This window comes from Marinomonas dokdonensis (genome assembly GCF_052747885.1).
The window spans coordinates 790866-812028 of the sequence record NZ_JBRAND010000001.1 but is presented as its reverse complement, the minus strand read 5'-3'; the positions used below and the strand labels follow the sequence as shown (position 1 = coordinate 812028).

Annotated in this window: 17 protein-coding genes; 11 read left to right on the top strand and 6 right to left on the bottom strand. The window is 46.2% G+C overall.

Features of this window, described 5'->3' with window-relative positions; genetic code table 11:
* Positions 1-125 precede the first annotated feature (125 nt).
* A complete protein-coding gene (locus ACUM5Y_RS03805; RefSeq protein WP_445975522.1) occupies positions 126-1484 on the bottom strand; it encodes an MATE family efflux transporter in 1359 nt (452 codons plus the stop codon).
* Positions 1485-1749: 265 nt separating this feature from the next.
* Here ACUM5Y_RS03805 and ACUM5Y_RS03800 point away from each other — a divergent pair, with 265 nt between their 5' ends.
* Positions 1750-2667: a LysO family transporter gene (locus tag ACUM5Y_RS03800; protein ID WP_445975521.1), complete on the top strand. Its 918-nt coding sequence runs from the start codon at positions 1750-1752 to the stop codon at positions 2665-2667.
* 27 nt (positions 2668-2694) lie between these two features.
* Here the strand turns inward: ACUM5Y_RS03800 and modF are convergent, their stop codons facing one another.
* The 5 genes from modF to ilvC form a co-directional block, all read right to left on the bottom strand.
* Positions 2695-4143 (bottom strand): molybdate ABC transporter ATP-binding protein ModF, encoded by a 1449-nt coding sequence (gene modF / locus ACUM5Y_RS03795; protein WP_445975520.1) that lies wholly within the window; start codon positions 4141-4143, stop codon positions 2695-2697.
* Positions 4144-4158: 15 nt separating this feature from the next.
* The gene (locus ACUM5Y_RS03790; protein WP_445975519.1) at positions 4159-5388 is read right to left on the bottom strand and encodes a cytochrome-c peroxidase; all 1230 of its coding nucleotides are present in this window, start codon (positions 5386-5388) and stop codon (positions 4159-4161) included.
* Positions 5385-5801, bottom strand: a complete 417-nt coding sequence (locus tag ACUM5Y_RS03785) for a FixH family protein (protein WP_445975518.1) — start codon at positions 5799-5801, stop codon at positions 5385-5387. Before ACUM5Y_RS03785 ends, ACUM5Y_RS03790 begins: the two co-directional genes overlap by 4 nt.
* Positions 5786-6604 (bottom strand): amidohydrolase family protein, encoded by an 819-nt coding sequence (locus ACUM5Y_RS03780; RefSeq protein ID WP_445975517.1) that lies wholly within the window; start codon positions 6602-6604, stop codon positions 5786-5788. Before ACUM5Y_RS03780 ends, ACUM5Y_RS03785 begins: the two co-directional genes overlap by 16 nt.
* Positions 6605-7300: 696 nt before the next feature.
* A complete protein-coding gene (gene ilvC, locus ACUM5Y_RS03775) occupies positions 7301-8776 on the bottom strand; it encodes a ketol-acid reductoisomerase (protein WP_445975516.1) in 1476 nt (491 codons plus the stop codon).
* 195 nt (positions 8777-8971) lie between these two features.
* On the opposite strand from ilvC, the gene ilvY reads away from it, so the two are divergent.
* The 10 genes from ilvY to ACUM5Y_RS03725 all read left to right on the top strand — a co-directional run bounded on the left by ilvY (position 8972) and on the right by ACUM5Y_RS03725 (position 21098).
* The gene (ilvY, locus tag ACUM5Y_RS03770) at positions 8972-9853 is read left to right on the top strand and encodes an HTH-type transcriptional activator IlvY (protein WP_445975515.1); all 882 of its coding nucleotides are present in this window, start codon (positions 8972-8974) and stop codon (positions 9851-9853) included.
* A gap of 39 nt (positions 9854-9892) precedes the next feature.
* Positions 9893-11254 carry a GGDEF domain-containing protein gene (locus tag ACUM5Y_RS03765; RefSeq protein ID WP_445975514.1) on the top strand — a complete coding sequence of 454 codons (1362 nt, stop codon included), beginning with the start codon at positions 9893-9895 and terminating at the stop codon, positions 11252-11254.
* A 125-nt stretch (positions 11255-11379) separates the two neighbouring features.
* Positions 11380-12351 carry a transposase gene (locus ACUM5Y_RS03760; RefSeq protein WP_445975513.1) on the top strand — a complete coding sequence of 324 codons (972 nt, stop codon included), beginning with the start codon at positions 11380-11382 and terminating at the stop codon, positions 12349-12351.
* 431 nt (positions 12352-12782) lie between these two features.
* Positions 12783-13256: an Lrp/AsnC family transcriptional regulator gene (locus tag ACUM5Y_RS03755; protein ID WP_445975512.1), complete on the top strand. Its 474-nt coding sequence runs from the start codon at positions 12783-12785 to the stop codon at positions 13254-13256.
* A gap of 307 nt (positions 13257-13563) precedes the next feature.
* Positions 13564-14994, top strand: a complete 1431-nt coding sequence (gene nhaC, locus ACUM5Y_RS03750) for a Na+/H+ antiporter NhaC (protein ID WP_445975511.1) — start codon at positions 13564-13566, stop codon at positions 14992-14994.
* Between the two features lie 499 nt (positions 14995-15493).
* Entirely contained in the window at positions 15494-17092 is a 1599-nt protein-coding gene (locus ACUM5Y_RS03745) for an ABC transporter substrate-binding protein (protein ID WP_445975510.1), read from the top strand.
* Between the two features lie 114 nt (positions 17093-17206).
* Positions 17207-18217: an ABC transporter permease subunit gene (locus ACUM5Y_RS03740; protein WP_445975509.1), complete on the top strand. Its 1011-nt coding sequence runs from the start codon at positions 17207-17209 to the stop codon at positions 18215-18217.
* A 9-nt stretch (positions 18218-18226) separates the two neighbouring features.
* Positions 18227-19117, top strand: coding sequence for a dipeptide ABC transporter permease DppC (gene dppC / locus ACUM5Y_RS03735; RefSeq protein WP_445975508.1), 891 nt, complete (start codon positions 18227-18229; stop codon positions 19115-19117).
* A gap of 8 nt (positions 19118-19125) precedes the next feature.
* Positions 19126-20094 (top strand): dipeptide ABC transporter ATP-binding protein, encoded by a 969-nt coding sequence (gene dppD / locus ACUM5Y_RS03730; protein ID WP_445975507.1) that lies wholly within the window; start codon positions 19126-19128, stop codon positions 20092-20094.
* On the top strand, positions 20091-21098 hold the full coding sequence (locus ACUM5Y_RS03725) for a peptide ABC transporter ATP-binding protein (protein ID WP_445975506.1): 1008 nt from the start codon (positions 20091-20093) through the stop codon (positions 21096-21098). The genes dppD and ACUM5Y_RS03725 overlap by 4 nt, the downstream gene beginning before the upstream one ends.
* Positions 21099-21163: the final 65 nt, after the last annotated feature.

The window sequence follows — 21163 nt, the reverse complement described above, 5'->3', positions numbered from 1 at the left end:
GATGAAAATTTGATTGGTTGCATCATTTCCGCCTGCTTTTGTAGGTCCCCCTTTAGGGGGAAAGGTGCCTGAATTAAGCCCTAGGCAATGATGAAAACCCGATTGGTCACATCATTTCCGCTAATCTACATGTCGCGATTAATCACACGATAGAATCGGGTGATGAGTATCATCGCCAGTAGGCTGAGTCCTGCCCCGAGGCCAAGGTAGAAGCCGCGCAGTGAAAGGGTTTCTGCCCAAGGGCTGTAGTGAGATAGCCAGAAGCCAAGGGGCATACTTAAGCCAAATAACGAAATACCAAAGGCAAACATGGTCGCTCGGGTATCGCGCACACCGCGCAGGGCTCCGGTGTAGATAGTTTGCAACATGTCTGGTAGCTGGTAGCTGGCGGAGATCACTAATATGCTGGCCGCTAGGGCAACAACTTCTTGATCGCTGCTGTAGATCAATGGGATCACATCATGAAAGCTTTGGGTGACGATGAAGCAAACGAAAACATAACCAAGGCCAAGTTTGGCGATGATGCCAATGCGTTGTTTCGCCCCTTCAGGACCTTCTTTTGACATACTTTTCGCCACTACGATAGCCGCCACCGCACTCATGGCCATGAGAGGAGTAAAGAGGAAGGATACATAAGACATAACAATTTGCCCTGCGCCTAACGCCACGTCCCCAAAGGACGAGATCAGCCACGTCATGGAGGAGAACAAGCCAATTTCAAAGGCAAAAGCAAAACCTGCTGGTGCGCCAACGCCCAATAGAATGCCGAATTTATGTGTGTATTTCAGTACTAGTCGGGTGAATAAAGGGCGTTTGTTGAAGAATCGGTCGTAAACGAAAAAGAACAGCACAGCCAAGTACAAAGACAAACAGGAAGCAATCGCCGCCCCTTGCGCCCCCATAGCAGGGAAGCCAAGCTTGCCGTAAATCAGCACGTAGTTAAAAATGATGTTCAGCACCAAACCAATGCTTGCTACCAATAAAGGTAGGCCAGGGCGACCAGCCGCTTCGAACAGGTTTTTATAGGAAGTCATTAGCGCCAGCATAGGCAGGGCAGGGGCGAATAAGTACAAGTAATTGACTGTCACCGCTCGGGTTTCGGCTTCTTCGGCCATCAGTTCTGCGAAGTAGGGCAAAATAGTCACGGTCAGGGCCGATGCGACTAAGCCTAAGATGACAGAAAGCCCCACCGCTTGAGACATATAAAGGTTGACCAGTTTTGCCTGACGGCCATGTAGGTGGCGGGTAACCAAAGGCGTTAAACCAAAGGTGACACCGATCAGGAAGCAACCAATCGGCATCCATAGGCTCGATGCTAAGCCAACCGCCGCCAAATGCTGGGCGCTGTAATGCCCCAACATTATGGTATCCACCACGCTGATCGACAGCTCCAGTGTGATGGTTAAGACCATAGGGAATAATAAATGAAGAATTTCTTTTAACGCATCAAAACGCTTAACCACACCGTACCACCAACAATCCATGAGACCTTGAACAGTCCATTCCAATCTTTAGATTTCACTACTCGACGTGATTTTTGTAAATAACGACCTAGAGAAAAAACAAGGCGGTAATTTATCACTACCGCCTGCATAATGCACCACACCTTGGCCATTTTGCCATGCAAGCCATAGACTGGATTTTAGGGCGGTCGCTCACCTTAGAATGCGCCTGTTAACTTGCGCTTGTGACCGATTCACGACAAAATGCCGCCTTTCATTTTTTACCAGTCTAGGATGACTTTCATACATGACAATTATTGCGACACTTGGGCCCTTGCTGCTCGCACTTTTATTGGGTTATTGGATCAACCTAAAGCCACTAACTCCTAGCCGAGTCGCCAGTGGTTTGGAAGGCTTGGTGTATGTCATTCTTGGACTGATCGGTTTCAGCCTTGGCGCATTAGACAGCCTTCTCGATAAACTGCTTATCGCTGGTTATCAAGCCTTTATTCTATTGCTTCTTATCAGCAGTATTAGCCTAATCGCCTTGTATTTTAGTGGCAGATGCCTTGGTGGACACCATGCTGGCGAAGACGCTCAGCAACCCAAAGACAGTGGCGTAAGAGCCTTAATGGATGCCCTGAAAACCCTCGCTTGGGTATTTGGTGGCATCGCTTGCGGCTATCTAGGAAAAGACTGGGCTAGTCATGTGGATGAGCTCGTCACGGGCCTCTTATATGTGCTCTTGTTTTTGGTAGGGTGTCAGCTGCGCCAAGGTAATTATCGACTGCGTAAACTCTTCCTCAACGCCCAAGGGGTGATTATTGCTGGGGTGACTATATTCACCACCTTATTAGGCGGTTGGTTGGGGAGTCTAATATTGGGTTTAGACTGGTATCACGGATTAGCCGTGGTGTCAGGCTTTGGTTGGTATAGCTTGTCTGGCATTTTAATCACAGGGCTTGGCGACCCTGTGCTCGGCACCACCGCGTTTTTGCTCGACCTTGGTCGTGAGATCATCGCTTTAAGCCTTATTCCACTGTTGGCGCGTATTAATAGCCACATGTCCGTAGGCTATTCTGGCGCAACCGCCATGGATTTTACCCTGCCTATCTTAGGTAAGTTCCATGGGGCGCAGATCATCCCTGTGTGCATCGCCAGCGGTTTTATCATGAGTATCCTAGCGCCGATTTTGATTCCGTTGTTTATGGGGATTGGGAAGTAGGCTGTGCCTACTCAGCCTGAGGCTGGTCTATGTTTTGGGTTTCTCTAAGGCAAGGTGATGCTCTATGCCTTGAATCTTGTCTTCTGCATGGTGGTTCACATACAGCACAGTCGTTTGTGATGCCGCGCAAATCTTCTCGATAAGCGCTAATACTAATTGGCGGTTCATATCGTCTAGGCCAAGGCAAGGTTCATCAAGAATCAGCAGCGAAGGGTGCTTCACCATGGCTCTGGCGATCAGTAATAAGCGTTGGTCACCATAGGACAGTTTATTAAATGGCTGATCGGCACGGTCCGACATGCCCAATAATGTCAGCCATTGATCGGCGATCTTCTTCTGGCTATCGGTGGATTTAGAATACATGCCAATGCTGTCGTAAAATCCCGAAATAATGACGTTCTTGCAGCTGGTGCTGACACGATATTCCCACTGTAAGGCGGTGGAAACATAACCAATAAACTGCTTAATCTGCCAAATGCTTTCGCCCTTGCCACGCTGAAAACCAAACACAAAAATGTCGTTCACATAACATTGCGGGTGGTCGCCGGTAATCAATGACAAGACACCCGTTTTACCGGAGCCATTCGGGCCACTCAACTGCCAGTGTTGGCCGGGTTGGATGGTCCAATTGAGCTTATCGACAATGACAGTATCGCCGTATTTAATGGTCGCTTTTGTTAATTTCACCAAAGGCTGGTTAGGGGCGAGGGCAGGAAGCTTGGCATGGACATCTGCTGGTGGCACTTCTAAATCTGTGGTTTTCAAGTGCAGCAATTGATAAAGCTCATTAAAGGCGGCTTCATCTTGTTTATCGACAGTAAAGGCCAGTTCCGCTTGATCATCCGCGAGCTTGTTCATAAAGGCTACATGGCTGATAAAGCTTGGCATTTCATCAAAGCGGTTCAATACCAACACCATAGGCGTAGTATCCACAATGGACGCCAAATGCTCTTGTAGCATGGCCAGTGTGTCCGCATCTAAGCCATCGAAGGGCTCATCGAGTACCAACAAATCTGGTTGATTCGCGAGGGCTCGAATGAGCATAACCTTGCGGGTTTCGCCGGTAGAAAGCTTACGAAAGGCTCGATCCAATAAGGCGGTTAAACCAAACTTTTCCACCAAGCTGGCTGCTAGCTCTTTATCGCAACAATAATCGAAAATCATCTCACTGACAGGTGTGCCAATGGCGATCACATCCATAATGTCGGCGTCGTCTTTTTTCAATTCCGCGGCAATCAACTGAGCTTGGGCTTCAAAAGAGACTAATTCAACCTTAGTAGGGCGATGTTCAACCTGACCTTCGCTTAGCTCACCAATGCTCGCTAACACAGCGGCCAGTGCAGATTTTCCCGAGCCATTGGCTCCCGTAATCACCCAATGCTGGCCGGCAGTAATGGCCCAATTAATTTTGTTGAGAGTAAATTTTTCATCAAAATGAACAGTGGCGTCGTGAAAGGAAATTGCCTTAGCAAGCATAACGGGGTCTCATTGTTAGGGTGAATGTATCTGACAGTGCTGGAAAATTGCCGAATTGTCAGTGGCGGCCATAACTGGGCCAGTTAATGATGTTAGAAAGGCCTCTAAAGCTTGTTTTTTTGTCGCGCTTAAATGCAGCGGGCGTAGAATTTTTTCTCCGTCTGCATGGAGCCTTTCTTCGTCTAGCTCAGAATAAAAGTCGATAACCTGAGCTAAATTATTCAAGCTACCATTGTGCATATAAGGAGCGGTTTGTGCCACATTACGTAGGGATGGAATTTTAAATTCTCCCCAATTTCGGTGTAATAACTGCAAATGACTGGTGCGTAGGCTGTTGTTTTTCGTTTCATCGTCATTGTATTGGCCAAGCAAACTGAAAGGATCGTCCTTTAATGATTGTATACCTTGATAGCGGCCTTTATCGACACCCTCTGCCGTAAAGAAGCGCACGCCAATATCACCAAATTCACCGCTGCTAAATTGTGGTCCTGAATGGCACAGCTGGCAGCGACCCTCGCCAATAAAAATCTTTAATCCCTGTTGTTGCTGGATCGAAAGCGCGCTTTGCGCTGGCACAATTGGCTTGTCATTAGCGGATGATGCTAACAATTGTTCCCGAAAATGATCGAACGGGCTGGAGCCACTGCGAATGGTTTCCTGATAACTGGCCAGTAGTTTTCCTACGCTAACCAGCCAAGCTTCTTGATCTAACGAGTCTATGGTTTGCCCTGTGGTTTGTTCAAAAGCACATTGGAAGTACTTGTCTTGCTGCAACTGGCTTTTTAGCCGAGCCAAGTCTGTGTGCATCTCGCTGGCAGACAGCATAGGGCGAATGCTTTGTGACCACAAACTATCATGTTCGCCGCCCCAGCCATACCAAGGTCGATGAGCGAGGTTTAGCAAGCTGCTGGTATTTCTATGTAACGGATTTAACCCTTTATTTAGGGCGATGCCGTCTTGAAAAGCTTGCGTTGGCTGGTGGCAGTCGGCACAAGACAACTCGCCTTCACGAGACAAACGACGATCAAAAAATAGCTGTCGCCCTAATTCGATAGCTTGAGCTTGTTGTGAAAATCGATTGCTTGGTTCGGCTTGTGGTTCGATAGGCCAAGGGCCAAAAGAACGGATAGTGGTGATTTCTTGGAGGCTGTAGGTCACTTCATCTTGCTGGGACGTGTCAGCGAAGCTATTCATGGCAAAGAACTGACTGGTCATCATCGCCAGTATCATGATCCAAGCTTTCATAAAGACAAATCATAGGCAAAATGTTGTCGCTCACCCGTGGGGTTGATTGAGACTTTTAATTGCCAATCCCCCGGCATGTGAAACAGAAAACCAGTGCCCAAATATTGCCCCGGTGCCGACATGCTGAAACGTGGTCGATAATTCATGCCATGATTGTGAGCCGGCATAATGGCGGTGGCATCAATGCTTCCTACATAAGGCTGTTGTGCATCATCGCATACATGAACGACTAGACTGTGCAATTGCCCCACCTGTACGGCTTCTGGTTGAAATTGCACGGCCATACTATAGCCATTGTTTTCTTGCACCATTGCTGTGTCGCTAGCGGCTGAGCATATAGAACCTTCCGCAGCATTAAGTCCAGTACAGCAAAGCAAGCCTAACCAGCCTATGGCTTTCACGGCATCGCCCACTCAGCTAACGCCATGGCATTTTTGTAGGCGATTTGCTCTGCAACGTCTTGAGGGAGGTCCGCCAACCAAGATCGGTTCCATTGGGCGTGGTCAATAATGTAATACCAGCGTTCGGGAGTGAAGGTGTCTGTGCCCACCATAATTCGGTCAGGGTGCGCTAAAAATAACGTGCGCCAGCGCTCATCTACCTTGTCGTTAAAAGCGTGCTCGCTACGAAAGGCGAGATCCGCACTGAGAGTGGGGTATTTATCTAGCAAGGCCGCAATGGTTTCTGGGTCATCAAAGCCAGAGTGCGCCCATAAAATTCGCGCTTTGGGGTGTTGAACAAAAACTTCCTCTACCGCTTCGGCATCGCCATGTAAATGCAAAAAGATATGGTATTCCTTGGCCAGCTCTACCACTCGGCGAAGCACTGGCAGCTTGGCATCATCACCATATACATGAAACTCCCCAATGCCTGCGTACGTATTTTTGGCCAGCAGATTTTCCAGCATAGGAATCACAGTCTCATCGTGCAGCCAACTGGCCGTCTCGCCGCGCTTACGGTAAGGGCGCAACACAGGCACAATCAAATCTGGTGCTTCCTTATAAAGTAACTGGGTGCCTTCATCACTGGAACTGGAAACAAAAGCTTTGCTCAAGCCCGCTTCACGAAGAATGCCAATAGCTTTTTCGGGAGGCGTAACCTGCCAAGCATCATGGCTGTAATGAATGTGGGTATCTATCAAAGGTGTCTCTGCCTGAGCCGTACTCAGACTGAACGATAAAACACAGCTTAACAACGAAGCGCTTAGATACTTCATTTCTTTCTCCCAATGAACGATGACATTGCCTGTATGAAAAACGACCTTATGCTGAATTCATTTTGCCAACTAGACACCCAAAAGCCAATGGTTATATAGCTTTTAAACATGCCTGTCTTGTTAAGCACTTTTTGGTAACATCATTTACGCGCCACATGTAGGTCCCCCTTTAGGAGGAAAGGTGCATGAATTAAAGCCCTAGGAAATGATGTCACCCTGCTTGGCAGAATGATTTCCGGCCCGCATGTAGGTCCCCCTTTAGGGGGAAAGTACCAGAATTAAAGCCCTAGGCAATGATGAAAAACCGATTGGTCACATCATTTCCGCCTGCGACTGAAGCCGCACCTACGAGGGGCGGTGAAAGGGCTTCTCTAGAGGTGCCTGTCCTGTTAAATTTTAAAAGGTGCCTGTCCTGTTAAATCAGCTTTACAAATTCCTCGTAATCCTAGCTGACGTTTGAGTGAGAGAAAGTATCCTCATTGCGGAAAAGTGTGCCTCATTGTTCAGTAGCTATACTGTCCCTCAGACTTGCCCTTACCCATAGAAAATTCCCTAAAGTCCAGTAACTATGGGGCTTACAAAGGTGCCTGTCCTGTTAAATTAGCTGCAAAAAAATCTTCTAATATCCGATCGGCACAAACAAAAAAGCCAAGGCATAGAGCCTTGGCTTTTGAAGTTTTATCTTTTAATTAAAGATTAAACGATTTTCTTCATGTCAGCCATGTGGCCACGAAGTACGGCACCGATTGCTTCAACTGGGTGAGAACGTAGTGCTGCGTTTACTTCGATTAGACGAGCGTTATCAACACCTGTGTCGTCTAGCTCTAGGCCTTTACCGATCACGTCAGTTTTAATGCCTTTCATGAAGTCGCCTAGCAATGGAAGACAAGCGTGGTTGTATAGGTAACAACCGTATTCCGCTGTATCAGAGATAGTCGCGTTCATTTCGTAAAGTTTCTTACGAGCGATGGTGTTAGCGATTAGTGGCGTTTCGTGTAGAGACTCGTAGTAAGCAGACTCAGCAATGATGCCCGCAGCTGTCATAGTTTCGAAAGCAAGCTCAACACCGGCTTTAACCATAGCAACCATCAAGATACCGTTATCGAAGAATTCTTGTTCAGAGATTTCTACATCGCCAGCAGGCGTTTTTTCAAAGTTAGTTTCAGCTGTTTCTGCACGCCAGCCAAGAAGGTTTTTGTCATCGTTCGCCCAGTCTTCCATCATAACGCGAGAGAAAGTACCGTTGATGATGTCATCTTGGTGCTTGTTGTACAAAGGACGCATAATCACTTTAAGCTCTTCTGCAAGATCAAATGCTTTGATCTTAGCTGGGTTAGAAAGACGATCTAGCATGTTGGTCACGCCGCCGTATTTCAATGCTTCAGTGATAGTTTCCCAACCGTATTGGATAAGCTTAGACGCGTAACCTGCATCAATACCCTCTTCAACCATTTTGTCGAAGCAAAGGATAGAGCCAGTTTGCAACATACCACAAAGGATAGTTTGCTCACCCATAAGGTCAGATTTAACTTCGGCAATGAAAGAAGACATTAGAACGCCTGCTTTGTGACCGCCAGTACCTACTGCGTAAGCTTTCGCTAGAGCAAGACCTTCGCCTTTAGGGTCGTTGTCTTCGTGAACTGCGATCAGTGTTGGAACACCGAAACCACGAACGTATTCAGCACGTACTTCAGAACCTGGGCACTTAGGTGCAACCATGATTACGGTTAAGTCTTCGCGGATTTTCATGCCTTCTTCAACGATGTTGAAACCGTGAGAGTAAGATAGGCAAGCGCCTTGCTTCATAAGCGGCATGATTTCGTTAACAACAGGAGTGTGTTGCTTATCAGGTGTTAGGTTCAATACAACGTCAGCCGTTGGGATAAGCTCTTCGTATGTACCAACAACGAAACCGTTTTCAGTCGCGTTTTTCCAAGATTGGCGTTTTTCAGCGATGGCCGCAGCACGCAAAGTGTAAGAAACGTCTAGGCCGCTGTCGCGTAGGTTCAAACCTTGGTTAAGACCTTGAGCACCACAACCAATAACTACAATTTTTTTGCCTTTAAGCGCATCTACGCCATCAGAAAATTCAGAGCTATCCATGAAACGACATTTTGCTAGTTGAGCCAATTGCTCACGTAGCGGCAAAGTATTGAAATAGTTATTAGACATTGTTGCACCTATTTTTGAGTTCGTTATCAAGTCATTATGAGGCTTGATAGGTTAATTTGGTTACTTAGCGGTTAGCTTAATAAAGCCGTCTTGCTAAGAATGATGCCACTATAAGCAAATGTATTCCTTTCGTAAATTGATATATTTGCAATATAATATCCCAAATTATGCAACGAAGGCACTGGTTAGAAAATTATGAATATTAAGATGTTAAAACACTTTTTGGCCTTGGCGGAAAGCCTGCATTTTGGCCGTGCCAGTGAAGAATGTCATATTAGTATTTCTGCCTTATCCCGTAACATTCGTCAGTTAGAAGAAGAGCTGGGAGTAACACTTTTTCACCGAGACAATCGTACAGTGAGCTTGACTCAAGAGGGCAGGCGATTCGTAGAATACGCCCGAGACACCAGCACCCAGTGGAACCTCATTCGCCATGAATTGACGGATCACTCGAAAATGCTGAAGGGTGAAATTAGTCTGTATGGCTCGGTGACCGCAAGCTACAGTTTTTTGTACGACTTACTCAGTCAGTTTCGTAATGCTCATCCAGGCATCGAAATCAAGCTGCGCACGGGTGACCCAGAGCATGCAGTCGCACATATTTTGGATGGCAAAGAAGATATCACCATTGCTGCCAAGCCTGCCAAAATGAACCGCAACTTGGCGTTTAAGCCCATCGCTATTTCGCCCTTGCTATTTATCGGACCGCTAGAGCAGCAGTTGCCGAATGTGCCAAGTGAAGCTCCAACTAACCCGGATGACTGGGCAAAAATCCCTATGATTCTTTCAGAAAGTGGCGTTTCTCGGGATCATGTGGATGAATGGTTTCGCCAGCAAAATATTACGCCACGTATTTATGCCCAAGTCACAGGCAACGAAGCCATTGTGAGTATGGTGAGCTTGGGTTTTGGTATTGGAGTGGTGCCGAAAATCGTTTTGGATAACAGCCCGCTGGTGGATCGGATTAAAGTCCTTGCGGTACAGCCAGAATTGGAACCGTACGATATCGGCTTGTTTGCCCTCCAAAGAAATTTAAAAAACCCCATGGTAGAAGCTTTTTGGAACTTAATCGGGTAAGTTTCTCTTAACGAGTTTTGTCTTTAGAAGGAAGGTTGTATGAAGCAGTTGTTAGATAAATCTATGTCTCGCTCTATAAATAGCTTTTCGTTCTTTTTTCTACTGATGTTATTTATCGTGATTGTGTACTCCGCTTACACAATAAATGAAATAGGTCGTCACCTACATGAAGTGGTGGAGGTGGATCTGCCGCTATCGGAAGTGATTGCCGATGCAGAAATGCTTCAGCTGAAACAGCATTTATTAATGGAAGTGATCCGCAGCGAAGGTGTCGAGTTTTTTGAAAACGATGCCTTGAGAAAAGAGTCGCTAGATGGCTTGAACGAATACAACGAGCATTTCTCCCTCCTACTTGAGAAAGCCAAAGGCACAGTACAAAAAGGTCTTACCATGAGACGCTCCGAGATCAGCGAGGCTGATCATAAAGAGCTATTGGCGCTGATTCAAAATTTACATCACGATCGCAACCACTTTAATGAGCTGGCCAATCACTTTTTTGAACAGGGTCATAAGACCTTTATTAGTCATTGGCAGGAGCTAGAGCGTAAAGACCAAGAGTTAGATGAACAGGCTTATCAATTACTCAAAGATGTAAATAGGCTCACATCCAAGGTGTCTTCTGAGGTGATTTCGCAAGGTCGAGAGTTCTTAATCGTCAATATGGTTTTAGTAGTCGCCGCTTTATTCATTGGGCTCTACCTTGCCTACGATATTCTACGCATGTTCCGCCAAAAAATGGCTCGAGTACGCAACCATGTGGATCTACTAAAACGCTCCATTGAGGATGGAGGGAGCAGATCCAACCCCAAAGAAAAGCGTTTTGGTGAAAGTTTTACCGATCTCGAAGAAGGGTTGAAAAGCCTAGTAGTAAAACATTCTAAAAAAATGCGTGACCAGTATGAGTTAGAAAAAGAGCTGATTGAATTGGCCACTAAAGACAAGTTAACGGGTGTTTTCAATCGACATAAATGGGATGAGCAAGCACGACAATCCATGAACTTCGTGAAGCTTGGCCATCCTTTTAGCATCGCATTGATCGACGTGGATCATTTTAAGCAAATTAATGACACGCTCGGTCATGATATTGGCGACCTGGTCTTACAGCAGTTAGCGACACAAATAGAACAATCCATTAGCGAGACAGACATGTTATTTCGCCTAGGGGGCGAAGAATTTGTGGTCTTATTCAAAGACACTAGGGTTCATGATGCGGAGCATGCTGCCGAGCGATTAAGGCTGTTATTACAAGATATGCGCCACGAAGAGTTGCCCAATATCACAGTCAGTATTGGGGTGACGGAATACCAAGACGGAGATGAACTAAGCGCTATCGTAAAACGTGCTGATACCTTGCTTTATCAGGCAAAAAACGCAGGCAGAAACCAATTAGCTGTTGGCTAGTCTCTAACCCAATCAAATAAGACAGGCACCTCTTGAGGCCTTTAATTTCAGGAGGTGTAATTATTTTTAGCCTTTTCTCCAAGCCTCTCTATACTTAATCAGTTATCTCATGGAGGAGACTGATTATGCCAATGCCAAGGAATCAACAAATCTGCTTGGAAGATACCCCTTACTACCATTGCGTCTCACGCTGTGTGCGCCATGCCTTTTTATGCGGAGAGAATCCAATAACAGGCGTCAGTTACGAACATCGCCGAGCTTGGGTTGAAAATCGCTTATTGTTTCTAGCCAGTATATTTTCAATCGATATCTGCGCATATGCAGTGATGAGTAATCACCTGCATGTGGTTGTACATGTAGATTTAGAGGACGCTGGCAACTGGTCAACGATGGACGTGTTGAAACGTTGGCATAAACTTCATAAAGGGACGACTTTTACACAACAATACGTAACTGGAGAACAGCTTCCAAAGTATGTTGTATCGATAGTTGAAAAAGTTGCAAAAACATATCGGGAGCGACTAACAAGCATCAGCTGGTTTATGAAAGAGCTTAATGAGCCTATTGCTCGAAAAGCTAATGCCGAAGAGAAATGTACTGGTCACTTTTGGGAAGGGCGTTTCAAAACGCAAGCCTTATTGGATGAAGCTGCCTTGCTGGCGTGTATGGCCTATGTAGACTTAAACCCAATAAGATCAAACATATGTAAGACTCCAGAAACATCAGACCATACCAGTATTAAGAAAAGGGTAGTCTTTGCCAGAGAAGGGTATCAGTCTAAAATGCTACATCCTTTTGTTGGTAACCCTAAGAAGGACATGTCAAAAGGTCTGCCTTTTAGGTTGCAGGACTATTTAGAGCTTGTAGATGCTACCGGACGCATTATCAGAACAGATAAATCTGGCTCGATAGATGTCTCACTATTGCCCATATTGCAAAGGCTCAATATCTCCACGGATAACTGGTTGGCTATCGCAAAAGAGTTTGAAGGGAAAACAGGAAGGGTAGTGGGCAAAGAAATGTCTATTCATAGCTACTGTGAATCTCATCATATGCATCGAAGGCCCAGCAGAAACAGTACCAAACTTCTCGCTTAATCAAACTAAGAGCAGAATCTATTATATTGTGATCACCGCAAGAGTTATATGCGTCACCTCCTCGCCATATTGACAGATTTATGGATGAAGCTTTGAGAAAGCACACTTATTTATCCTTCAAAAGTCCATCAAGTCGTTTTCGTAATTTAAAAATTGTCCTTTAGGACCAATATTTATATTTGAAAACATGCCTGTCCTACTTGGAGGCTATTTTCTTAAAGTAGTTAATGTCTGAATGATCAGTCAAGTTATTGGTTTTACTGGGGATTAAATATGCCTGTCTTATTTTGTTAGGGTTGTTGTGTGAAATTTTAGTATTTTGTTTGATTTCTTTATTGAATGCGACCTTTTAGGTAAAGGGCTTTGCTCCAGTTTCTTAATTCGCTTAGTTTAATAACCTCCAGTGAATGTAAGATAGGGGTTTTCTAGGCGTGAAGAAACTTGACCATATAGATTATAAAATTTTAGATATTTTGCAGAAAGATGGCAGGGTGACGAATCAAGAATTGGCTCGCCAAGTGGATTTAGCGCCGAGCTCTTGCCTGTCCCGATTACGCCACCTTCAAGATGAGGGCATTATCAGTAATTATCATGCAAGAGTAGATTTACATAAGGTTTGCCGGTTCGTTACTTGTATTGCTGGAGTGCACTTAAAGAATCATACCCACCAAGAGTTCCTAGCGTTTAAAGAGGCTGTCGCCTCTATCCCCGAAATTGTTGAATATTATACCGTCAGTGGTGAATGCGATTTCATCCTTAAAATTATCTGTCGCGATATGCCTGCCTACTTGGCGATTAATGACAAGTTGATTAGCAGCCCTGATTACTTAGCTACCATTAATAGCTATGTGGTAATGGATGAAAATAAGCCTTTTACAAACGTCGAACTGAATACTCTGACTTAGTTTTTTGATCTAGCAGAGTGGTGTTACAGGCTTCAACGAAAACGCACTAATAAAACCCAATATGGCTTTTCTTTGATCTAAAAAGGGTCGTTGTTTTTGGTATTAAAAATACAGTTTTTAACCTAACTAATTACTTTTGGTTTAATGAAAGAAAAAAGAATTATCTACAGGGATTTTCGTGTTTCCCTAATTTTATTTAATTTTCGAATTCGCCTTGTCTGTAAGTTTTTTGGCATTCAAATTGCGATAGAAGGTTAAGGTTTAGATAAGAACCCGAATAAAAATTATCTTTTAAAGGAGAGAAAGAATGAATGCAGATATTCCTGCTGGGGCTCGTATGCCCTACTTCTGGGAATCTATAATTTCCTTGGTGTCACTTGTCATAGGAATCAGTGTTTCCATTGTTGTTTATGGACTTGACCCTCAGATTCCCATGCTAATGGGGGTTGTGGTTGCCTCACTTGTGGCTATGCGCTGTAAGTTTAGCTGGAGCGTGATACAGAATGGTATGGTGAGCGGTATTACCAACGCGCTTCCGGCGACGATCATCCTGATTCTGGTGGGGATTCTTATTGGTGTGTGGATATTAGCGGGTGTTGTGCCCACGTTAATTTATTACGGTCTAAACGTACTTTCCCCTAGCTTCTTCTTACCTGCAACCGTGATCATTTGTGCCATTACTTCTTTAGCGACCGGTACAAGTTGGGGGACAACAGGAACCATTGGTGTGGCATTAATGGGGATAGGTTCGGGTTTAGGCTTTCCTCTGCCTTTGGTCGCAGGTGCCGTACTGTCTGGGGCGTATTTTGGCGATAAGATGTCACCGCTTTCAGATACCACTAATATGGCACCAGCCTTGGCCGGTACGGATCTTTTTACCCATATTAAACATATGTCTTACACCACGGGTGTGTCGTTTATTTTGACCCTCATTATTGAAACGGTTCTGAGCCTACAATACGCCGGAACAGCAGGAAATATTGAACGTATTGAAACTATTCGTACTTTATTGGATGAGCATTTCACAATTAATATTGTGATGCTGCTGCCACCATTATTGGTAATGTTTGTTTCTTATCGCCAAATGCCCGCTATCCCTGGCATCACCATTGGTATTCTTACGGCTGTTATTATTGCTGTAGGCTTACAGGGTGCGGGTTATGAGACGCTAATTAATGCAGCTTTTGCAGGTTTTGAAGGGGCAACAGGCAATGAAGATGTAGATGCCTTGCTCACTCGTGGTGGTATGGACTCCATGATGTACACCATAAGCCTAGTTTTTACGGCAATGATGTTTGGCGGCATTATGGAACGCACAGGCCAGCTAAAAGCGATTGCTGATAAGGTGCTGACGTTAGCGAAATCAAATGGTTCACTAATCGTATCGACCGTGCTGACATGTATCGGTTCAAACATGATTTTATGTGACCAATATATGTCGATTGTGATGGGGGCTCGAACTTATGCCCAAGCTTATCGTGATCGAGGCTTGGCCCCAGAGAACCTTTCAAGGGCGGTGGAAGACTCCGCGACGGTGACAGCCAATCTAGTACCTTGGAACTCAGGTGGTGCTTATCAAGCCGCAACCTTGGGTGTGGCAACCATCGCTTACCTACCTTTTGCATTTTTCTGCTGGCTATCGCCATTAGTGACCATCCTATTTGGGGTAATGGGTTGGACGATTAAAAGGATCGACGAACCTGCTGAAGCAGAGGTGAAAGAAGTAGAAAAGGATTAGTGCTTCTCTTAGTTAATATACACCCATAAGAATGCAGAAAGTGGCCTAGCAAATGACAGCGTTTGTTAGGTCACTTTTTTGTTTTGGCGATCATAGAAAGCTTTGAGTAGTGATTAGGGCAACCGTGCTCATAGGGAGAGCTGAGCTCTGCTCCTAACCCCCATATTTTGATGCCTACCTTAAGTATCTCTATGCCAACTTGATGAAAGTTAGCTCCTTAGTAAATTATTTAACCCTATGATAAGAAAGGTTATTTCTCATCATTCAAATTCTCTATGCGTCTTTTGCATAGCCTGTCTCGTTATTTCGATTGGTGATTTTGATGCTGTTGAGTACTCTTCAAAAACACTGTTTTTACGCATTCTTTGCAAAGTGTTACCGAGTTTGAGCTGTTTTTACCCCAGGTGGCCAGTCCCATAGCGGGTGTAAAGCACCTAAAAATGAAGAAGAAATTAATCTTTCTACCACTATTAAATCGATACGAAATTGGAGAACTAGCATGAAAAAAGGGTTAACCGCGTTATCCTTAGCGCTTGTCGCTGCGGGTGCCATGTCAACTTCCGCAAATGCCGCCTCAACGTTAGTATATTGTTCTGAAGGCAGCCCAGAGGGTTTCAACCCGGCTTTTTACACTTCCGGTACAACGTTTGACGCATCCTCCAAGAACATGTTCAACCGTTTGATGGAATTCAAACTAGGTACGACAGAAACTGAAGCAGGCTTGGCGGAAAGCTACAGCGTTACGCCAGATGGACTTGAGTACACTTTCAACCTACGTAAGGGTGTTAAGTTCCATTCTACGAAAGACTTCAAGCCTACTCGTGATTTTAATGCCGACGATGTGCTTTTCACTTTTGGTCGTCAGTGGGATAAAAATCATCCTTACCATTCTGTATCCGGTGGCTCTTACGAGTACTTCAGCGGTATGGGCATGGAAAGCTTGATCAAAGACATTGTGAAAGTCGACGACTACACAGTGAAATTTATTCTTAATGCTCCAGAAGCACCATTCGTTGCCAACTTGGCAATGGACTTCGCGTCTATCTTCTCAGCGGAACAAGCTGACTACCTAATGAAGAAAGGCACGCCAGAGCAGCTAGACATCAACCCAGTGGGTACAGGCCCTTTCCAAAAAGTGCAGTACCAAAAAGACTCTTTGATCCGCTACACAGCGTTTAAAGATTACTGGAAAGGTAAAGCACAAATTGACCGTCTAGTCTTTGCCATCACTCCAGATGCCTCAGTACGTTATGCCAAGCTAAAAGCGGGTGAGTGTCATGTGATGCCTTATCCAAACCCTGCTGATTTGGCGCAAATGGAAAAAGATGGCGACATCAACCTAATGAGCCAAGAAGGCTTGAACGTAGGTTACCTAGCCTTCAACACACAGAAAAAACCGTTTGATGATGTACGTGTTCGTCAGGCTCTAAGCCTAGCAACGGATAAATCTGCCATCATTGATGCTGTCTTCCAAGGCGCTGGTAAAGTCGCTAAGAACCCAATTCCACCAACCATGTGGTCTTACAACAATTCTGTGAAGGATTACTCTTACGATCCTGTGAAAGCGAAGCAGTTGTTGAAAGAGGCAGGCTACGAGAATGGTTTTGATACCAATATCTGGGCTATGCCTGTACAGCGTCCTTACAACCCGAATGCCCGTCGTATGGCTGAGATCATGCAAGAAGACTGGAAAAAAGTCGGTGTTAACGCTGAGATCGTTTCTTACGAATGGGGTGAATACCTAAACCGTTCTAAGAAAGGCGAGCACGAGACTGTCTTGCTAGGTTGGACAGGTGATAACGGTGACCCAGATAACTTCCTACATGTCTTGCTAGGTTGTGATGCGGTTGGCGGATCAAACCGTGCCCAGTGGTGTGACGACGAGTTCAACAGCTTATTGATGAGTGCAAAACGTACTTCAGATAAAGCTGAGCGTACTAAGTTGTACGAAGAGTCTCAGGTAGTCTTCAAGCGTGAAGCGCCTTGGATCACCGTAGCTCACTCGGTGGTTTACGAGCCAATTCGTAAAGAAGTACAAGGTTACAAGATCGACCCACTAGGCGGACATTATTTCTACAATGTTAGCCTAAGCAACTAAGCCATTTATTGGGCTATGACACCCAAGTCTATGTGGAATAGGTTTGTGGTGTAGACCGGAGCGCTCACCGCGTGGGTGCTCCGATCATTCTTAAAGCAAGAGAGCCACTGCGTTATGTTCCAATTTATCTTCCGAAGACTGAGTCTGGTAATACCTACATTCATCGGTATTACACTACTGACTTTTACCCTTATTCGATTAATTCCCGGCGACCCAATTGAAGTGATGGCAGGGGAGCGCGGCGTCAGTGCCGAGCGTCATGCCGAGCTGAGTGCGCAACTGGGGTTTGATCAACCTTTATATGTTCAATATTTTCGCTATGTTGGTGGCGTGCTACAGGGAGATCTAGGCAATTCCTTGATTACCAAAGAGCCGGTGCTAAGCGAGTTTTTAACCCTCTTTCCTGCCACGATTGAATTGGCTGTGTGTGCAGCGATTTTTGCCATTCTGATTGGCCTACCCGCGGGTATTTTTGCCGCCGTTAAGCGCGGCACTATTCTCGACCATTCGGTGATGACCTTCTCATTAACCGGTTACTCCATGCCTATTTTCTGGTGGGCTTTGCTGCTCATGTTGGTATTTTCTGTGACGCTAGGTTGGACGCCTGTATCTGGGCGAATTGACGTGGTGTTTTGGATCGATGATGTGACTGGCTTTATGTTGGTCGATTCTCTGTTATCCGATGAAGAGGGCGCTTTCAGTTCTGCGGTTGCTCATCTTATCCTGCCAAGTATCGTATTAGGTACCATTCCTATGGCGGTAATCGCCCGTATGACACGCTCTTCCATGCTTGAAGTGCTGAGTGAAGATTACATACGTACCGCGCGCTCGAAGGGCATTGCCCCTTGGCGAGTCATTGTTATCCATGCCCTACGTAATGCCTTGATTCCAGTGATCACTGTGATTGGCTTGCAAGTGGGTATCTTATTGTCTGGCGCGATTCTTACCGAAACCGTGTTCGCTTGGCCGGGCATTGGTAAGTGGCTAATCGAATCCATTGGCCGTCGGGATTACCCGGTTGTGCAAGGGGGTATCTTGATAGTAGCGACCATTATCATAGTCGTGAACCTGCTCGTCGACATCGCTTACGGTGTTGTAAACCCTCGTATTCGCCACAGTCGCTAAGGAGACGGTATGACCACTCAAACACTGACGGCGCCAGCGCCAAGAACGCCGTTGCAAGAATTTTGGCACTATTTTAGTAGTAATAAGGGCGCAGTCGCGGGTCTTATCTTTATTTGTATCATTTGTTTTATGGCCCTGTTTGCCGATTGGGTTGCTCCTCATTCACCGTCCGATCAAGTGCGTGATGCCTTGTTGCTACCACCGGCTTGGTTGGAAGGCGGCAATTGGGCCTATGTTCTAGGCACAGATGATGTGGGTCGTGATATTTTATCGCGCCTTATCCACGGGGCGCGTTTGTCCCTGTCCGTAGGCTTGGTTGCCGTCACGGCATCTTTAGGCATGGGCATCTTATTGGGTCTGTTAGCAGGCTTTTGTAAGGGCGTGGTAGACACCATCATCATGCGTATTGTCGACATCATGTTGGCCATGCCAAGCTTGTTGTTGGCCATCGCTATCGTCGCGGTTCTAGGCCCCAGCATTGTCAATGCGGCCTTGGCGATTTCCATTGTTTCTTTGCCTCATTATGTGCGTTTGACCCGTGCTGCCACTATGGCGGAAATGTCACGAGACTATGTGACTTCTTCGCGAGTGATCGGCGCAGGCCCTTTACGCTTAATGTTCATTTGTATCCTGCCTAACTGTCTTGCACCTTTGATTGTGCAGGCGACATTAGGTTTTTCCAGCGCTATTTTAGACATGGCGGCACTGGGCTTCTTAGGCCTAGGTGCACAACCACCCACGCCAGAGTGGGGTAGTATGCTAGCCGATGCTTTGCAATTTGTGCAGCGTGCTTGGTGGGTTGTGACCTTCCCAGGACTGATGATCTTGATCACAGTACTGGCCTTTAACCTCATGGGCGATGGCTTACGCGATGCCCTTGACCCTAAGCTGAAGCACTAGGAGCGAACATGTCATTATTAAAGTTGGAGAACCTTTCCGTCAGTTTTGGCAACTTCCGTGCGGTAGACAACATCAGCTATCAGGTGGAAGAAGGGGAAGTATTAGGTATTGTTGGAGAATCCGGCTCAGGCAAAAGTGTCAGCTCTTTGTCCGTAATGGGGCTGATTGATTATCCGGGTAAAGTGAGCGCAGATAAGCTGTCTTTTGACGACCAAGATTTATTGTCCATGCCAGAGGCACAGCGCCGTAAACTCACCGGCTCTGAAATTGCGATGATCTTTCAGGACCCAATGACAAGCTTAAACCCTTGTTTTACTGTGGGTTATCAGATCATGGAAGCGCTTAAAACCCACCAAGGTGGCAGCAAAAAAGAGCTGCGTAAGCGCGCTATTGATCTGCTCACGCAAGTGGGCATTCCGGCGCCAGAAACTCGTTTATCGGCGTACCCGCACCAGTTATCTGGCGGTATGAGCCAAAGGGTGATGATCGCCATTGCCATTGCTTGTAACCCTCGTTTGCTGATTGCTGACGAGCCAACCACGGCATTGGATGTGACGATTCAAGCCCAGATCATTGATTTGCTAATCGATCTACAGCGCACCAAAAAAATGGGCTTGGTATTAATCACCCATGATTTGGCGCTGGTGGCGGAAGTGGCACAACGGGTGATCGTGATGTACGCAGGGCAGATCGTTGAGTCTGGCCCAGCCAGCGAAGTTTTTAGTCAACCAAAACACCCATACACCCAAGCCTTGTTGGCTTCCTTGCCAGAGTCAGCGGCGGGGAAATCCCGACTGGATGCCTTGTCTGGCGTGGTACCTGGCATGTACGACCGCCCACAGGGCTGTTTGTTGAGCCCGCGTTGCCCTTATGCCACCGATCATTGCCATAACGTGGCACCAGAAAATCAGGGCCCCATTGGCCGTCAGGTAAAATGTCACACGCCCTTGGATGAAATGGGGAGACCAGCCGCATGAGTCAGTCAAATCTAATATTAAAAGCGGAAAATCTAAAACAACACTACCAAGTGAAGCAGGGCTTATTTAAACCCGATGCGGTAGTGAAAGCCGTAGATGGGGTGAGCTTCACCCTAGAGAAAGGTAAAACCCTTGCGGTAGTCGGGGAGTCTGGTTGTGGTAAATCGACCCTAGGTCGTATGCTTACCATGATAGAAACACCCACAGAAGGTCGACTCGCCTGTGAGGGTGAAGACTTACTAACTTTGACCAAGGCGGCTCAGCAGACTCTGCGTCAAAAGATCCAGATTATCTTTCAGAACCCTTATGGCTCCTTGAATCCGCGAAAGAAAATCGGCGATATTCTCGAAGAACCTTTGGTGATTAACACGCCACTTAATAAAGCGGAGCGTAAGCGCAAAGCCTTGGCGATGATGGAAAAAGTCGGCTTAAAAACCGAACATTATGATCGCTACCCGCACATGTTCTCCGGTGGTCAGCGCCAGCGTATTGCCATTGCTCGTGGCTTGATGTTGGACCCTCAAGTCATAGTGGCAGATGAACCCGTTTCCGCCTTGGACGTATCGGTGCAAGCTCAGGTATTAAACCTGATGATGGATCTGCAAAACGAGTTTGGCCTTAGCTATGTGTTTATCTCCCATGATTTGTCTGTGGTCGAGCACATTGCTGACGATGTGATGGTGATGTATTTGGGCAAGGTAGTGGAGCAAGGCAGTGCCAAGCAACTGTTTGAAACCCCCCGCCACCCCTACACCCAAGCCTTGTTGTCGAGCACGCCGCAATTGTCGCCAGAAAAGCGCCGCAAGCGTATTAAGCTCGAAGGTGAATTGCCTTCGCCGCTCAATCCGCCATCCGGTTGTGCTTTCCATGGTCGTTGTCAGTTCGCCAATGAGCGCTGTAAACAAGAAACCCCAGTATTAAGACGAGAAGAAAGTGGCCAGCTGATTGCTTGTCATGGGGTAGAGGAAGGGCGTGTGGAAGCCTTAGTGGCGGGAGCTGCATAGATTTTCCATGGCCTGCTTTCGACAGAAAGACAAGGCGTCCCTCGCGGACGCCTTTTTCGTTCGGT

Bases quoted from the DNA above. Each gene is read 5' to 3' on its own strand.
- ACUM5Y_RS03805 (WP_445975522.1), bottom strand. From the start codon at position 1,484: ATGGATTGTTGGTGGTACGGTGTGGTTAAGCGTTTTGATGCGTTAAAA.
- ACUM5Y_RS03800 (WP_445975521.1), top strand. From the start codon at position 1,750: ATGACAATTATTGCGACACTTGGGCCCTTGCTGCTCGCACTTTTATTG.
- modF (WP_445975520.1), bottom strand. From the start codon at position 4,143: ATGCTTGCTAAGGCAATTTCCTTTCACGACGCCACTGTTCATTTTGAT.
- ACUM5Y_RS03790 (WP_445975519.1), bottom strand. From the start codon at position 5,388: ATGAAAGCTTGGATCATGATACTGGCGATGATGACCAGTCAGTTCTTT.
- ACUM5Y_RS03780 (WP_445975517.1), bottom strand. From the start codon at position 6,604: ATGAAGTATCTAAGCGCTTCGTTGTTAAGCTGTGTTTTATCGTTCAGT.
- ilvC (WP_445975516.1), bottom strand. From the start codon at position 8,776: ATGTCTAATAACTATTTCAATACTTTGCCGCTACGTGAGCAATTGGCT.
- ilvY (WP_445975515.1), top strand. From the start codon at position 8,972: ATGAATATTAAGATGTTAAAACACTTTTTGGCCTTGGCGGAAAGCCTG.
- ACUM5Y_RS03765 (WP_445975514.1), top strand. From the start codon at position 9,893: ATGAAGCAGTTGTTAGATAAATCTATGTCTCGCTCTATAAATAGCTTT.
- ACUM5Y_RS03760 (WP_445975513.1), top strand. From the start codon at position 11,380: ATGCCAATGCCAAGGAATCAACAAATCTGCTTGGAAGATACCCCTTAC.
- nhaC (WP_445975511.1), top strand. From the start codon at position 13,564: ATGAATGCAGATATTCCTGCTGGGGCTCGTATGCCCTACTTCTGGGAA.
- ACUM5Y_RS03745 (WP_445975510.1), top strand. From the start codon at position 15,494: ATGAAAAAAGGGTTAACCGCGTTATCCTTAGCGCTTGTCGCTGCGGGT.
- ACUM5Y_RS03740 (WP_445975509.1), top strand. From the start codon at position 17,207: ATGTTCCAATTTATCTTCCGAAGACTGAGTCTGGTAATACCTACATTC.
- dppC (WP_445975508.1), top strand. From the start codon at position 18,227: ATGACCACTCAAACACTGACGGCGCCAGCGCCAAGAACGCCGTTGCAA.
- dppD (WP_445975507.1), top strand. From the start codon at position 19,126: ATGTCATTATTAAAGTTGGAGAACCTTTCCGTCAGTTTTGGCAACTTC.
- ACUM5Y_RS03725 (WP_445975506.1), top strand. From the start codon at position 20,091: ATGAGTCAGTCAAATCTAATATTAAAAGCGGAAAATCTAAAACAACAC.